The following is a 15,148-nucleotide window of genomic DNA, read 5'->3' on the forward strand; positions in this document are numbered from 1 at the left end:
ACCCCTCTGCCGCATGGATGCGGCCTACATGCAAAAGAAGGGCGTACAGGGATGTATTCACCGCGTGGTTACGGGGTAGTTAGGTCTCCTGCTTAGCTTAGCCAGCGCCAGCTAAAACTGAATTAAATTTGTTAAGGTATTTTTATGACTTTTCCTCAAAAGATAGTGCTTGCGTCTGGTAATCAGGGCAAGGTGCGTGAATTCACCAGCTTGTTTGCTGAGTACGGTGTAGATGTCATCGCGCAAAAAGAATTGGGCGTGGAAGACGTGCCTGAAACGGGCACTACCTTTGTTGAGAACGCCATTATTAAAGCGCGACATGCTGCCAAGGTTACAGGTTTACCCGCTATTGCTGACGATTCGGGCTTAGTGGTCGACGCCCTGGGTGGCGCGCCAGGTATTTATTCAGCCCGTTTTGCTGGAGTTAATGCTACCGACAGCGACAATATCGACAAGCTTTTAAGTGAGTTAGCAGGTTCTGATAACCGCAAAGCCCACTTCTTTTGCACACTGGTATTCATGCGTCACGCAGGTGACCCTGTCCCACTCGTTAGCCAAGGTAAGTGGGAAGGTGAAATTCTTAAATCTCGTGAAGGCGATGGCGGCTTTGGTTACGATCCTGTTTTCAATGTGCCATCTCACAACTGCACAGCCGCACAGTTAGATAAAGCTGAAAAGAACCGTATTAGTCACCGCGGAAACGCACTGGCTATACTATTAGAAACGATGAGAAACACCTTTGCGTAATCCTCCACTAAGTTTGTATGTGCATATTCCTTGGTGCGTACAAAAATGCCCATATTGCGATTTTAATTCACACGGCTTAAAGTCAGCATTGCCCGAAAAAGAGTATGTCGCTCATCTGCTTGATGACTTAGCCATAGATGCTAAGCGCATAGGCGATAGGACCGTTGAAACTATTTTCATAGGCGGTGGCACACCTAGCTTATTTTCAGCCGAGGCGATTAGCGACCTAGTTAAAGGCATTCGCGAGCGCGTGAACTTGGCAGATAATGCCGAAATCACTATGGAAGCCAACCCTGGCACGGTGGAAAGTGGCCGTTTCGCTGGCTTCTATCAAGCGGGTATCAACCGCATTTCAGTAGGTATACAAAGCTTTCAGCCAGCCCACTTAAAGGTACTTGGCCGCATTCATGACGATACCCAAGCCATAGAAGCGATTAATCAGGCACACAGCGCTGGGCTACCTACATTTAACCTTGATTTAATGCACGGCTTGCCTGAGCAAAGTGTTGAAAATGCCATGTCTGATGTAGACAAAGCACTGGCGTTGTCACCCTATCATTTGTCGTGGTATCAGCTAACGATTGAACCCAATACACCTTTTTATTCACGTCCCCCTGAGTTACCCGATGATGATATTTTATGGGACATTCAAGAACAGGGGCATGCCCGTTTAAAAGCTGCTGGGTACGAGCAATATGAGATTTCTGCTTACGCAAAAGCGGGGCATCAGTGCCAGCATAACCTTAACTACTGGCGCTTTGGGGATTACTTAGGAATAGGCTGCGGTGCACACGGAAAAATTACAGATATCCCCACGGGCACGATTACGCGCACGGTTAAAATTAAGCACCCTCGTGGCTATATGGAAATAAGCCGTCCTTATTTAGATACTGAAACTCAAGTACCTGCTGAAGACTTACCTTTTGAATTCTTCATGAACCGCTTTAGATTGGTAGAGCCCTGCCCTATCGAGGATTACCCTGCATTAACCGGTGTTGAATTAACGAAAGAATATCAAGATGCATTGGATGATGCACAGGCACAAGGGCTGCTGGATATCACCGATACCCATTGGCAGGTCACCGCCAAAGGCAGACGTTACCTGAACACTTTACTGTCATGTTTTGTATAGGTGGTATTGAGATTGGTTGGCTTGAATTATCAGAGATTAGTGCGAGGCTATCCGCTATTCCATTTCCTCTGGGGAGTGGGAAATAATGAGATTATACGGTTGCAGTGCGGGTATTGAAGCGCGAAGCTTTTCTTCGGCAACATCTAAGCGTTTTAGCTTGTTACAAATCCACTCTGCTTTATTCCGCAGGCTGGTCGCTTTGCTGTTCATATCTCTTTCAAGCTGTTCGCCTACCGTGCCTAACTGACGGGTAATTTCAGCCACTTTCTCGCTGTTCACTTCATCACTATTGGTATTGATCCCGCTAATCGCCGACAAAATACCACCTACCGAGGTGGAAATAGCCTCTTCCAATTGGGCTTCAATTTCACTATCAACAAAATCATCCACACTTTCTAACGATCCTGGGCCAATGAAATAGTGATTGCTTGCGTGCCTAAACTTATCTTTAACTCTTACCTTCACTCGCTTCATGGCGCTATTTAAGCGCTCGTAGCTATCGTGGTCGCTTCCTACTAAACCCAAGTAAACACTTTCAATAGTATCTACTGCCAGGTCGACACCCTCGGTAGCCAACACTATCATTTTGGGCACCACATAATGTAGGCCATGCGCATACTCTCCTAACCACTCGCTTTGCTCAGCGGTAAGGGTTTGCCAACGACCATCGATAAAAAGTTGAGTTTGATCGTTAATTTGCACCCGCGTGCGAGACTTTTCCATAACGCGAAGTTGAGTGTCGTTAACCGCTAAGCCATACGCAAAATCAATGTTGCACGAGATTTCTGCCGAGGCTGGTTTAATCCATCCAGCAAATAGCACTGTGCTTACAATACCTAGTAAAAGGCGTTCAAAATATTTCATGGGAGTATTGTGGCTAGCTTACACGCAAATAGGAAGGCGACATGAGTCTAAACTGCGAAAAATCAGGGTGAAGTATCAAGGTCAACATGGATGCCTGCTAGCAATAAGAAAAGCGCGCATTATAAGTGCGCGCTTTCATATTTCCTACCATACAACCTTAGCATTAGCCTAAAGTATAAATTGAAGATTGGCGCATATTCGCTAATCGTTTGTGTACGTTCGCACCAATCTTACGTAAATAAAGCGATCTTTCTCTTTAATTGAATGGCTCGCATTGAAGAAAGCCACTACCCACGCCCTATCGGGGTCATCAACCGAAGGGGTAGATGTCCAAAAGTCATCTGGCGGCGTTTCTGGGAACATGGTGCTATTTACAGCGGGGCGTACACAGTCACGCTCAACAATGGTGGCAAGTTCCTTAACATTAGGAAGTCGCCAACCTAATAAGTCTTCATCACTGGCCGCTTGCGCTAACTTCAATGCTTGCTGCCATGTGTACTTCACAGCTTCGCCATCACAGGTAGACCCATCCCATGTTTGCCCTTCTGCACACCGCTCCCACACCAAGTCGGTAGGCTCATGCAACACCGTACTACTGGTAATAGTGGTAAAGTCTTCATCAGGTGTGGTTTCAAGCCCATCGGACAAACAGGTTTGTGCCGAAAGAGTCGTAGAAATTAACATCAATGATGCTGCTATCGGTGCTAATAAAGGTGCAAATGTTTTCATGATTATCTCCCCGCTCTTACTAAGCGTACTTTTGCCGCCGAGGATTTATTTAAGAAATTATCTACCCCAGAATCGAAATCCAGCGCCCATGCATTTTGTGCATCGTCGCTGTTTACACCGTCGGCGCTTGGTACAGAAGTCCAGTACCACACTGGGTTTGCTGAAAGTACGCCAGTATACGGAAAGTAGTCTTCATCAATGGTCATACTATCAGAGATACCTAAATGCATGAGCGAGAAAAGCTCTTGATGGGTGGGCATACGCCAATCGTAAAAACCGCATAATCCTTGAGCGTTTAGCGCTGTCACATAAGCTTGTGTGTTGCAGTTGGTCAGTGAACAAACCGTATCGCTGCCGCTTAAATCACCTTCATAGCCGCCATTAACATCGTCGCTATACCATGAATAAGTGTAGTCTTTATCTTGCAGTGTACCGTCGTCGGTTTTAACTTCCCACACTAAGCCCGTTACGTTGTCGCGTACGCATGACCACGTATCTGCACTGGCATCCTGTTCATCACCATTGGCATTTAAGCGGGTATAATCGAAGCCCGCTTTACCTCGTCCGGCTTTCTCAATTAATCCATTTTGTTCAACAACATCTGCGCCTCGTTGACCATCTTGACCTGGCCACTCGTTTTGTTGCGCTTCAGTAAGCGCATTATCAGTTGCTTGCTGCAACACGCCAGTATCATTCATTAAAGGAGTCGGCATGGGGCGTACACCCACATTAATTGTATCTTCTACTTGATTACCGTTGGCATCGGTCACGGTTAATGTGTAAGCCACTACAGTATATTCCGTTACCGCAGGTGCGATAGCAAACGTCGATAAGTCATCTTCATCGTCAATTGCTTGTATGTCTACGTTTTGGCTTAAGGTAGCTGCATCTGCCGCATTAGCAGGTAAGGTTATTGAAGAGACGTTATTGCTGCGCTCCCAATCGTAGGTCAGGGGTAATGAGCTTGGAATACTGGTGCTGGCATCGCCATCTAGTACAATCGTTTCACCGCTGAATACGCCTTGTGAGGAACCTGCGTCAACGACGGGAAGTGTATCTGACTCCGACTGAACAAAAATAGTCACAGATTCCGTGTCGGTGGTGCCTTCACTGTCGGTTACTGTTAGTTCGAAACTCAAGGTCTGCGCATCATTTGCAATAGGCGTCACTATGGTGAGAGTAGATAAATTGGTTTCTTCCCCCGTAATAACGTTAGTACCATCGGTTTGCGTCCAGCTGTAATCAGAGATGGACGCGCTCTCGTCTGTAGCGTCGTCATCGGTACTGCTACTGCCATCAAAAATAACTTCTACGCCGCCAGGGAAATTATTTGCGTCTAAACCATCCCACTCGGGCACATCAATAATTGCTTCTGGTGCAATATTAATCGGCACCACGGTTATAATGGTCAAGTCACTGGCTTCGTTGCCCCCCGTGTCGTTAACCGTTACGGTAATAGTATATTCAGTGGCACTTGATACGCTTGGTGCTTCAAAGCTAGCAGCAGAATCGCTAGTGTCTTCGTGGGTGATAGTCAGTGAAGGCGATGCCGACCAGCGATAAGTATATTCTTCATTCCCACCACTCACTACCGCACTCAAGGAATAACTTGCGCCCTCGGTAACCGTTGCATCGTCACCGGCGTTAATCACTAAGTCACTGTTACTAGAGCCACTACCGCCATCTGAATCACCGCCTCCGCCGCCACACGCAGCTAACGCAAACACCGTAGCGACTAAAATGAAATGCTTTGTGGAAGAGACAGCGTTTGCTTTCGCCTCTAATGGCAATAGTTGGGGTGAGAATAGAAACTGGAAAAACGTTCGCATAGTGACTCCGGCAACACGTGCAACTGTGGCCACGTGTTGATTAGCTCGAATAAAAAATGGGGGTGGTTCGCAAGTACTTGTGGCGATAAAAGTAAATATTAGCGGGCGAGCTGATTACGCTCTTGTGCTTCCGTCATATGCACTTGTATGGCTTCAAGTTGCTTTTTACCCACCGCAACATCTGTCATGTCGTAAATCATCATACTGATGTATTCAACGTTTCCTGTAGCCGATATTAATGGCGACAGTGTGATGTTTTGATACATAAATGACTCACTACCTGTAATCGGCCGGTAGTTAGGAAACTTAAATAAATAAGGGCGCTGTTCCCAGGTCATAAAGGCTCTGGTTTTTAGATCAAATACCGGTTTAGACTTTTGCGTAAACCAGTCTTCTTTAATGGTAGGGAATAAGTCAAAAAGCGATTTATCACGAACATCACTAGGCAGCATGCCACTATGACTTTCCATGAAGCCGTTCCAGACTTGAATTTTAAACTGTCGATTTAGCACAACAATGCCTACATCAACCGTTTGAAGCATGTCCATCATCCAATGGAATTCGAGTATATCATCCAATTGTTGGCTCATTAGAAGTCCTCCAACAGGTGGGCAAGTTTCGAATTCATCATTTTCATCGACTCTTCGGTAAACAACAAAATCAAATCACATTGAACATTGTAACCTTCTAAGCCATAGCTTAGCTCGATGGCGAGGGTTCGTTTCCATCTAATCTGATTCATACTGATAATTTCAGTAATAGCTCGGTGCTGCCCTAAAACAATGGGATGACCTTGGCTGAAGTTAACATCCATTTGCACTGCTAGGCCAGTAAGGCAAGTACCGATAAGAATACTGGCCGCATCCATTAATAGTTCTAGCTGTAGCTGATCATCCACTTCGCCCTCAACGTTGAGAATTTTTGCCACATCTTCAAAGCTCGAGTCACTTAAAATACAAATGGCCTCACCACTGATGCCCGGCCCTAGAAAGCCCTGACACACAGCAGTAACTTGCTCATGACTTTCAATATCTGAAAGCATCATATGTAATTCAGAGACTTCAATAAGGTTTACATTAGGAATAGGAAGTCGAACGAAGACGTTCATAATACGGGCTAAGTGATCACCGGCTTGCCCCATGGCGATATTCGTTATTTCTTGGTAACAGTCACGAATATCAGGATCTAACGGCGCAGCCTCAACAACGGGCTCTGGCTCGCTGTGCAATATGTCAAATTTATCGAGCACTTCAGCAAGGGTTTGAGGTGAGACCGGCTTACGAATAAAATCCAATGCCCCCAAGGCCGTTACTCTATCGTAAGCTTCAGGTTGAATATCACCTGAAATGACAATGACCTTAGTCGACAAGCCTTCCGCTTTAATTGCCTCTAACGTGCCATAACCATCGAGTATGGGCATGTTCAAATCAAGTAGCAGTAAGTCGCCTTTCCCTTCTTTGAGTGCAACGAGTGCTTCCTGCCCATTCTTTGCAAAATGCACGGCAATTTCCCAGTCCTGAGGCAAACATTTGGCAACTTGTTTTCGAGCGACTAACGAGTCGTCACAGACGAGTACAGAAAACATTGAATAATCTTACCACCTAGCTTTTTGATAATAGTGAAAATTACAATGCGTTGTAATCAACACTGTATCGGCGTTAATACTTCGAACTGAAGCGATAAATTTTGACGGTTCATATATTGACGTGACACGTCGAAACTAACAATAGCACTTTCGAATGAAATGCTTTTTATCCATTGTAGTCAAAATTAAAGAGATGGTGAGAGAAAACTAAATATTAATGGCAAAATAATAGCGGTAAATATGCCATTTACGCACAAACCTAGTGTTGCCATGGCTGCCACTTCATCGCCCATGTGGAGCGATTTTGCGGTTCCTACTGCATGGGCAACCGTGCCTAGCGCAACGCCTTGAGATTGCGTATCGGTTACCTTAAAAATACGAAAAACACTCGTAGCGGCAATGGCGCCTACTACACCGGTTGTAATGACAAACACAGCGGCAAGAGCAGGAATTCCACCTATTTGAGCCGATGCTTCCATGGCGAGGGGCGTGGTAATAGATTTGGCTAACATAGTGAGTTGAAGACTAACTGGCGAGTTAAACGCCCACAGTGCAGCCCAAGCTAAAATAGGCGCTACAATACCGCCAGCCACTATACTTAACAGCAAGGGTAAACCATAGTGACGCAAGCGTTGCCATTGTCGATAAATAGGCAGTGCCAACGCAACAGTGACAGGGCCTAACAACCAATGCAACAAACCAGCAGATTGCTGATAATGGGTCATAGCAGTATTGGACAAATACACGAGCACTCCCACACTTAGCGCCGTAAAAATAAGTGGGTGAGAAATCGGGTAACGGTAATATTTTCGGTTTATGGTTAACCCAATCCAATAAAATAGTAGCGTAATTGCAAGCCACGCCACACCCGAAAGCGTAGCGGCATGTCTAATAGCTTCAATCATTGTCACTTCCCTTTCTCACCATTTTTTTCACTACCTTTTGCTCGGTGACTTGTTCGGCTGTATCTTTTTTAGCAGGTACTTGCGAAAGGTGTGCATGGCGTGAGGAAAGTAGTTTTTCTGCTATTTTAGCGCTAATACCTAAACTTATGCAGGTAGTGATAATTATCGCGATACCTATGGCCCACCCATTTTCTGCTATTTCCTTCCAATATGCGCTAACGCCAAGAACAGCAGGTACAAACAATACCGACATATGACTGAGTAAAGGAGAGGCGGCACGTGCCACAAGAGGTTCGGCCTTAGGAGCGATAAAAAGCACCGCTAAAAGAATGAGCAAGCCAGTAAGCGCACCAGGCAGGGGTAAACCTGTTGAAGAAGACAGCCACGTACCAAGGTAATAACATCCAAGTACTAATATCGCGCCGGTTATCCATTGTCGTAGTTCAACCATTACACTTCTTGTTCTCCTGAAAACCCAGTAAGTGAGTAGACAAAGCACTTACTTCTTAGCGAAAACAGTCTATCAGCTGAACGAATATGACGCTAGTAAGACATTGGTCTTTTTCGACGTTTTTCTTTCCAAGCCTTATGGAGAAGGAAATAGAGAGAAGGAAATAGAATATAGGCAGATTATGTGCAAAGGGCTCAAGCTTAGAAGGCTGGTACTTAAAAGGCTGGTACTTAAAAGTTTAGAGCGTAAAGGAATGACGCATGAACTTGATAGTTTAATCCCCTTTTTAAATAAAAAAGAGCTACTGAAAATCAGTAGCTCCAAATCCAGGGATTTAAAATTCAATCATAAAGTCTGATTTAGTTGCCGTTAACGTTTCGCCGTTAAGACTGATTTATCAGCTTTTACTTTGCGAGCAAGATAGTCGCCTGTTGACGTCGCGTTGTGTGACTGAGCGAAAGACAGCATATCTTCGCCGTTACACACTAATCCTCTGTGCAAATTTTTATAACTGATACGACTGCGTTTTACTGCTTTATGCAATGCTAAGCGATTATCTTCTTTTATCGCTTCGCAAACTGCTACAAGGTCTTGTTCAGTGCTTTCAGGATACCCATTTGCATTGGCTAGACTTGCAGACAACGCAAGAGTGATTCCAAAACCAAACAAAGCGGGTAATCTAACGTGGCGTGACATATCCATATCAAGTTCCTCAAATGAGAGTAGTTAAATGATGCGTCGACAACTACTTTTGCCTTCGCGAGCATAAACTAGTGAAAAAATATGACATTCGCGCTATAAAAAGGTTAAAACTCTGTTACGTGAGACCAAGCGATAAACGGCCGATAGAAGCCGATAATTAACCATACTAAAACGCTTACTGGTCGCAGGTTACACACACTTTGATACAAATCACTCAGTCATTAGACAAGGAGGTAATCATGTTAGAACAGCAAAAATACCATCACATTAGAGAACAAATGCGTCCAGGCGATATTATCGCTTTTGGCGGAAACAGCCTTTTCTCTCGATGGACAAAGTTAACCACCCGCTCAGCCGTAACTCACATTGCTATTGTTATGCAAACCAAAATGCGTGACGAAGCGTCGGGTCGGTACTTTAATCAAGTTATGGAAGCCACCGTTTATGACGGTAAAAAAGGCGTGATGACTAACCGCTTAAGTGAACGGGTGCATACCTACGACGGCGACATGTGGTGGCTACCATTAGGTGAATCTGCTCGCGATAAGTTCGAGCAAAATAAACATGACTTTTTTAATTTCATGTTTGATCAAGAAGGCAAGGCCTATGACGTACTACAACTTTTTGGTTCCGCTGTAGACGCGTTAGATAGCCACCCTATTTTAGGAAGCATTAGCTACAACCAAGAAGACTTCAGTAGTTGGTTTTGTTCCGAGTTAATTGCCGAAGGGCTGGAAACTGCAGGTATCATAAATAGCGTTAACGCATCAGAGGTTACGCCAGTAGATATTTGTCGATTTTCAATATTTGAACAGCGCTATGTGCAACTTAAAGGAGAAGCACGGCCAATAGCAGGGTTTAATACGCAGCTAGCAGATAACTGGGGACAGGTTTGCTGACCCCACATAATTTCTAATAACTAGAAAATGCTATCTTGATGGATTTTGATGAACATACTAGTACCGATTTTCGTGTAATCGATTTTATATTCTTTTCCATTTAGGGTTTGAATAAACACTAAGGTTTTTTCATCGCCAAACACATCGCTTGTCGTAATATCAACAAGTTCCATATCCATCATTTTAGCATCGCGCTTATTCTCAGGGATTTTCCCTTCGTACTGCTTGATACCTTTATAAGTAACGATAATGGGCGGATTTTCGTCGCCGTTTGTTACTAGCAAATCTAACTTTCGAATTTTATGGATAATGGTATTTCTACCGCTTATCAGGAAGGCCTTCTCTGTCATTCTTCTCTCCGCGCCAGTTCGCCTTGTTCAGGAATCATTTATTTTTATTAAGATAGCAAATTTCGACACTATGTGCACAGCATAACCTATTGGCGATAGGTTATTATCTCTGCTTAAAGTATAAGCTTAAATTCACGTTCGCGCGTATAAAAGCATCTATCATTGATTAAAAAAACTATTTAGCATGGTTAATTTCTACTTAAACCCATGCGCTCGCTATTATTATGACCCGCGAGCCGCAGCCTCTCTAGTATCCGAAAGTCTATAATACGCCCTTAGCGCGAGCCTAATCCCACTTTATCCATGGTCTATTCAGTAAGTTACGTAGCAATTGCTTGCATGGTTGTGCTTCAGGGCTTCCAAATTCACAGCTATCAGCCTCTAAAAGGTCGACCTGAGCGAGTATATTTGAAACCGAAATCTCAAGTGCCAGTTCGCTATCGAGCTGTGTCATCGGTAAAATGAATTCTACCCTGTTAGTAAAGGCACAAGATGCTTCAGGCGCTGCATCAGCGGATTCAGACTCACAATTAGCACTGCCCAAATGATACTGCCACTGTTTATTGTTAGCCCCCGCGTGAGATAAATCCAGGCGTAAGAAACGATGCCCCGACTGTTTGTTTAAAAACATGCTGGTATCATTTAACGGTGATGCTTGAGCTAGAGGGTCGGTATGGTTTACATCAAAGGGAAGCCCCATTGTGAACCTAAGGTTGGTCGCCAGTTTTAATAGACCTTCCGATACATCTAGAATGATTTTATTATTGGCATTTTGTGGCGCGCTACATAACGTATGGAACTTTAATAAGGCAGTAGATTGGGTTTGCCACTGCGTTTGCTTAAAAGATACTCGCTGCCATTTACCGTCAATACGCACTTCAGGTTTGGTTAAGTAGAAGCCAAAGTAATCTAGTTGCCATTTTGTAGGCCCTACTTTTACCATTAATGGGCATGCGCTATTTTCAATGCCCGTAAGCGTAAATGGGATTTCGCCCACTTCTCGTTCACTCAAGCCCAGCTTGTCGCAGCCCGACAACCCTATAATAACCGCTAATATGACACCTAAACGCCCGTGCATTTTCATTTCTATCTGTACTTCCTGTTTGAATTTAAGGTGCTAGGACCTTGGTATAGTGGTGTTAACCCCTTCGCCCAGAGGTGATAACTAATAAACGACCTGTTGCTAAGGATCATAGTGAGGCTAATAAGGCTGGCTCGTCAAGGATTGAGGTGTTCGAGCAAGGTAAAGAAGGTGATAACAATGCAAATTCATCACAAATGCAGGTAAAGCTGAACAAAAATAAAGCAAACTGTTCACAAAGCCTAACCCTAGGCGTGACAAGGCAAATAAAACTGCTTATACTTGCGCTCGCTTTTCATTGATACGTTTCACGTTTTCAAGCAAGCGATTTCAAATATGGCCCCATAGCTCAGTTGGTTAGAGCATCCGACTCATAATCGGCAGGTCCCCTGTTCAAGTCAGGGTGGGGCCACCATCTCCACTAAATACGTGGGTTAGATGGTGAATAACTTCTCACTATTTTCTGTTTTACCAGATAAATCGCCAATCCCGACCAAGGTCAACTAGGACCACCTCTATTTTCCCTAAATTCCATTTTAAAAAGTAGCCACGTTTGATTGGGGATCGCCCCTAGTAACCGAAATTCGTGTAAAAATAAATTCTTAAGTTATCGATTCCACTGCTGACTCGAGTATTATTGAACAAACTGTAACTCAACTTTTATATAGAATTTTATATAACTAAAAATACTTAAGTATAGATGATGTCATTTATGGAAATCACCAAAATTAACTTCGATGAAAATACCTTAAGGGATATAAAAAATAATTTAGTTGCTCTTAACTTAAACAGTTTTGCGCATATCATCTAAACAGCCTGCCATTGATTCTAGTTATTTGGCGCTTCACGCTATTCATTTATGTAATATGGTTTTGAGTCAATTTAATGTAAGCGTCCGGCAATACCACCTATCGCTTAGCAAACTGCCATGGTAGCAGTTGCTCGATGTCGACGTCGGGCTTGCTGAGTTCATCAAGGCAAGTCATCACATACTCGAACACATTGAGGTCGTTAGCTTTAGCGGTTTCGATGATACTGTAGAGCATTGCGCTGGCGTTTGCGCCCGTGGCGGTTTGACTAAATAGCCAGTTTTTTCTGCCTATCACGAACGGTTTAATCGCGCGCTCAGCGCGATTATTATCAATCTTTAGTTGGCCGTCGAGTGTATAACGTACAAGCTTTTCCCATTGGTTCAAGCAGTATTGTATCGCTTCGCCTAATTTGGTTTTCGGTAACACTTGTTGAACTGATTTCATTAGCCATGCGTGAAGCTGATTGAGCAACGGTAGGCTCTTTTCTTGTCTGGTAAGGTAGCGCACTTCGACCGTTTTATCGTTTAGCTGCGTTTCGATGCGGTAGAGCTTTTGGATATGATTGAGTGCCCAATCTGCTTTTCCGCTGCCTTTCTTACCCGCACCTTTTTTGGCTTCCATGAACTTACGACGTGCATGTGCCCAGCAACCGATAAGGGTCGCTTGCGTTTGCTCGTAGCCTTTATAGCCATCCACTTGTAAGTAGCCGTTATAGCCATTAAGGAAGTCTACTGCGCATTGCCCAGCGCGACTATTGTGATAATCGTACAACACGATATTGGATGTCGCTGTATCGGGGATATTACCGCTAGGTGAATCAGCGCCACTGGCGTACAACCACATATAGCTGTTCGCTTTTTCAGACTCAACCACTTTTAGCGTGGTTTCATCCGCCGCGATAACAGGTTGCTTTAACAGGTGTTGATGAAGCTGCCCATAAAGCGGTTTAAACAGCTCAGCGCAGCGGATTATCCAGTCCGCCATCGTCTTACGGCTTAATTCGATACCATGTTGTTTGAACATAGATTCTTGGCGATAAAGCGGTAACCCATACTGATATTTGCTGGTGATGATTTGACTTAACAAGCTTGGCGTTGCGTAGCCTTTTGGAATCACGCTGTGAGGTACGGGCGCTTGTTTAATCGTGTTGCTGATACCGTCCTTTTCACAGGTACGGCACGCATATTTAGGGCGAACATGCTCAATCACTTTTACCTGAGCAGGGATAAACTGAAGCTTCTCTGACTTATCTTCACCTATGCGATGTAACTCACTGGCACAACAGTCACAGACTTTATCTTCATCGCTGATATCGTGAACAATAACTTCGCGAGGCAGGTCTTTCGGTAGCGGTTTACGTACAGGCTTTTTACGAGTGTAGCTAATCGCTTCTTCAGCTGTTTCAGTTTCAACAACCAGTTCTTCCGCTTCATTGAACAACTCACCTTGCCCAGGGTGGCCTTCGGTGCTTTTTCCGAACTGCTTGTGCTGGGCAACACGGAACTGTTCTTCTAAATAGGCAATCCGCGCGCTCTTCTCTTCAAGAAGCGCTTCAAGTTCAGCGATGCGGGATTGGTATTCTTTCTCGTTCATACCGCTATTATCCCGTATTAAGCTGCTGATTACCTTACATTATTAAGACTATTTCGTGATCGTTAATCGCTACTTATGATCACAGGTTATAAGCCGGATGCGTTGTAGTGCAACGGCTGATGCCCTATGACATCGTAGCCCGATAACAGCCATTGTAGCTGCTGTTCACTCATATGCATCTGTTTTAAGTTCGCATCGACAGGCCATTTAAAGCGATGTTTTTGTCGAGTAGCCAGACCCGATTACTCGAGCCCAGCCCTCTAAGAACGGTACGTGCGAGTTTCCCCGCATACCGCTCAAGTCGTTATAACGCCATGTAGGATGGCGCAGCAGTATTTTTACTTTTATGAATGCTGTTATGGCAAGAAGGGTGTACAACCACGGTATTACTCGTCTTATTATCACCACCTAAATATAAAGGCACTAGGCGGTGAATATTCCAACCAGTTTTAGCCGTTATTTTCCTTTTGCAATACAAACACTCACCATTTTGACGTGATAATAATCTATGCAGGCGTTCTTTGTTGCGAGAATTTATTAACACATCAAGCCGAGATTCAAAGTAAGTTTCATGTGTCGGATCGTAAGGGTTTGCATCGGAATTGATTTTTGGATGTCGCACAATCGGTATTGCTGCTAACCGAAATAAGGCTATTTGTTTATCACCGGTGCAGAATGTCCAATTACGCGCACCAACAGAGTGGAAGTATCTAGCCCTAATCCAGTGTTTTCCTTTTCTAGGATGTCTACGACATGCCCATTTCCAGAGTAGCAACCATATATCAGAGTCAATCTTGCAAAATACTTCCTTTGCGACACTGTGTCGGTGATAATTACACCAACCTCTTAATATTGGATTAAGCTGAAAGATTAGCCTGTCTTGTCGAGTAGAGCGATATTTGGTGATCGTAAGTCTCAACTTATTCATCAAATGTAGAACGCTTTTGCTACTGGGTTTGACCAGTAATTTGCCATTATACTTTCTGAGATTTTGACCAAGAAAATCAAAACCCTCTGATATATGCCTAACGTGCGTTTTTTCTGGCGATAATGCCAAACCACGTTGGGACATAAATTCATTAATACAAGGCAATATTGTATCTACCAAAAACGCTTGAGAATGAGCCGTTACAACAAAATCATCAGCATATCTGATTACAGAGACTCTCTTAACATTAGAACGAATTTCACGGTGCTTACCTCTTTTAACACCTGAAGCTTCTTCAATTGTTCCTTGCAGTTGATTCAATACCATATTCATTAACGTCGGCGAGATTATCCCTCCTTGCGGTGTTCCTGCAAGTGTTGGATATACCTTGCCAGACTCCATGAAGCCGGCATTCAACCACTGTGAAAGGATTGGTTTGTCAATGTTTAAGTGCTTTAGCATCCATTCATGGCTGATATTATCGAAGCATCCTTTAATATCTGCATCAAGCACCCATTCTCGTAACCGTTCACCAAGGCCC

Annotated in this window: 15 protein-coding genes and 1 tRNA gene; 4 read left to right on the top strand and 12 right to left on the bottom strand. The window is 44.1% G+C overall.

The features are described from left to right. The first annotated feature begins 144 nt into the window (after nt 1–144). Together C7Y69_RS05655 and hemW are read left to right on the top strand one after the other, a co-directional pair. Nucleotides 145–747, top strand: coding sequence for an XTP/dITP diphosphatase (locus C7Y69_RS05655; RefSeq protein WP_013785257.1), 603 nt, complete (start codon nt 145–147; stop codon nt 745–747). Further along, complete coding sequence (gene hemW, locus C7Y69_RS05660; RefSeq protein WP_126872057.1) at nt 740–1,879, top strand: radical SAM family heme chaperone HemW; 1,140 nt, start codon at nt 740–742, stop codon at nt 1,877–1,879. Before C7Y69_RS05655 ends, hemW begins: the two co-directional genes overlap by 8 nt. A gap of 54 nt (nt 1,880–1,933) precedes the next feature. Here the strand turns inward: hemW and C7Y69_RS05665 are convergent, their stop codons facing one another. From C7Y69_RS05665 to C7Y69_RS05700, 8 genes are all read right to left on the bottom strand, one after another. Next, nucleotides 1,934–2,743: a DUF2884 family protein gene (locus tag C7Y69_RS05665; protein WP_126872058.1), complete on the bottom strand. Its 810-nt coding sequence runs from the start codon at nt 2,741–2,743 to the stop codon at nt 1,934–1,936. Between the two features lie 201 nt (nt 2,744–2,944). Continuing rightward, nucleotides 2,945–3,472, bottom strand: coding sequence for a DUF1566 domain-containing protein (locus tag C7Y69_RS05670; RefSeq protein WP_013785260.1), 528 nt, complete (start codon nt 3,470–3,472; stop codon nt 2,945–2,947). A gap of 2 nt (nt 3,473–3,474) precedes the next feature. After that, entirely contained in the window at nt 3,475–5,301 is a 1,827-nt protein-coding gene (locus tag C7Y69_RS05675; protein WP_126872059.1) for a DUF1566 domain-containing protein, read from the bottom strand. Nucleotides 5,302–5,399: 98 nt separating this feature from the next. Further along, nucleotides 5,400–5,891: a PAS domain-containing protein gene (locus C7Y69_RS05680; RefSeq protein WP_013785262.1), complete on the bottom strand. Its 492-nt coding sequence runs from the start codon at nt 5,889–5,891 to the stop codon at nt 5,400–5,402. Beyond that, nucleotides 5,891–6,886 (bottom strand): response regulator, encoded by a 996-nt coding sequence (locus C7Y69_RS05685; protein WP_013785263.1) that lies wholly within the window; start codon nt 6,884–6,886, stop codon nt 5,891–5,893. The genes C7Y69_RS05680 and C7Y69_RS05685 overlap by 1 nt, the downstream gene beginning before the upstream one ends. A 185-nt stretch (nt 6,887–7,071) precedes the next feature. Beyond that, entirely contained in the window at nt 7,072–7,791 is a 720-nt protein-coding gene (locus C7Y69_RS05690; protein WP_013785264.1) for an LrgB family protein, read from the bottom strand. Continuing rightward, complete coding sequence (locus C7Y69_RS05695) at nt 7,784–8,242, bottom strand: CidA/LrgA family protein (protein ID WP_013785265.1); 459 nt, start codon at nt 8,240–8,242, stop codon at nt 7,784–7,786. Before C7Y69_RS05695 ends, C7Y69_RS05690 begins: the two co-directional genes overlap by 8 nt. Before the next feature lie 369 nt (nt 8,243–8,611). Next, entirely contained in the window at nt 8,612–8,944 is a 333-nt protein-coding gene (locus C7Y69_RS05700) for a DUF3718 domain-containing protein (protein WP_013785267.1), read from the bottom strand. Between the two features lie 239 nt (nt 8,945–9,183). On the opposite strand from C7Y69_RS05700, the gene C7Y69_RS05705 reads away from it, so the two are divergent. Continuing rightward, nucleotides 9,184–9,843: a hypothetical protein gene (locus C7Y69_RS05705; protein WP_126872060.1), complete on the top strand. Its 660-nt coding sequence runs from the start codon at nt 9,184–9,186 to the stop codon at nt 9,841–9,843. Nucleotides 9,844–9,863: 20 nt separating this feature from the next. Here the strand turns inward: C7Y69_RS05705 and C7Y69_RS05710 are convergent, their stop codons facing one another. Both C7Y69_RS05710 and C7Y69_RS05715 read right to left on the bottom strand, forming a co-directional pair. Continuing rightward, a complete protein-coding gene (locus tag C7Y69_RS05710; RefSeq protein WP_013785269.1) occupies nt 9,864–10,193 on the bottom strand; it encodes a hypothetical protein in 330 nt (109 codons plus the stop codon). Between the two features lie 286 nt (nt 10,194–10,479). Beyond that, nucleotides 10,480–11,277 (bottom strand): MbnP family protein, encoded by a 798-nt coding sequence (locus C7Y69_RS05715; RefSeq protein WP_013785270.1) that lies wholly within the window; start codon nt 11,275–11,277, stop codon nt 10,480–10,482. A 335-nt stretch (nt 11,278–11,612) separates the two neighbouring features. Here C7Y69_RS05715 and C7Y69_RS05720 point away from each other — a divergent pair. After that, nucleotides 11,613–11,689 (top strand) — tRNA-Ile (locus tag C7Y69_RS05720). A 493-nt stretch (nt 11,690–12,182) separates the two neighbouring features. On the opposite strand, the gene tnpC is transcribed toward C7Y69_RS05720, so the two are convergent. Both tnpC and C7Y69_RS05730 read right to left on the bottom strand, forming a co-directional pair. Beyond that, nucleotides 12,183–13,679, bottom strand: coding sequence for an IS66 family transposase (gene tnpC, locus C7Y69_RS05725; protein WP_126872061.1), 1,497 nt, complete (start codon nt 13,677–13,679; stop codon nt 12,183–12,185). 304 nt (nt 13,680–13,983) lie between these two features. Further along, the coding region (locus C7Y69_RS05730; RefSeq protein ID WP_126872062.1) for a reverse transcriptase domain-containing protein at nt 13,984–15,148 on the bottom strand (1,165 nt) is incomplete at its 5' end.

The organism is Alteromonas sp. KS69 (genome assembly GCF_003989595.1).
Classification (GTDB): domain Bacteria; phylum Pseudomonadota; class Gammaproteobacteria; order Enterobacterales; family Alteromonadaceae; genus Alteromonas; species Alteromonas naphthalenivorans.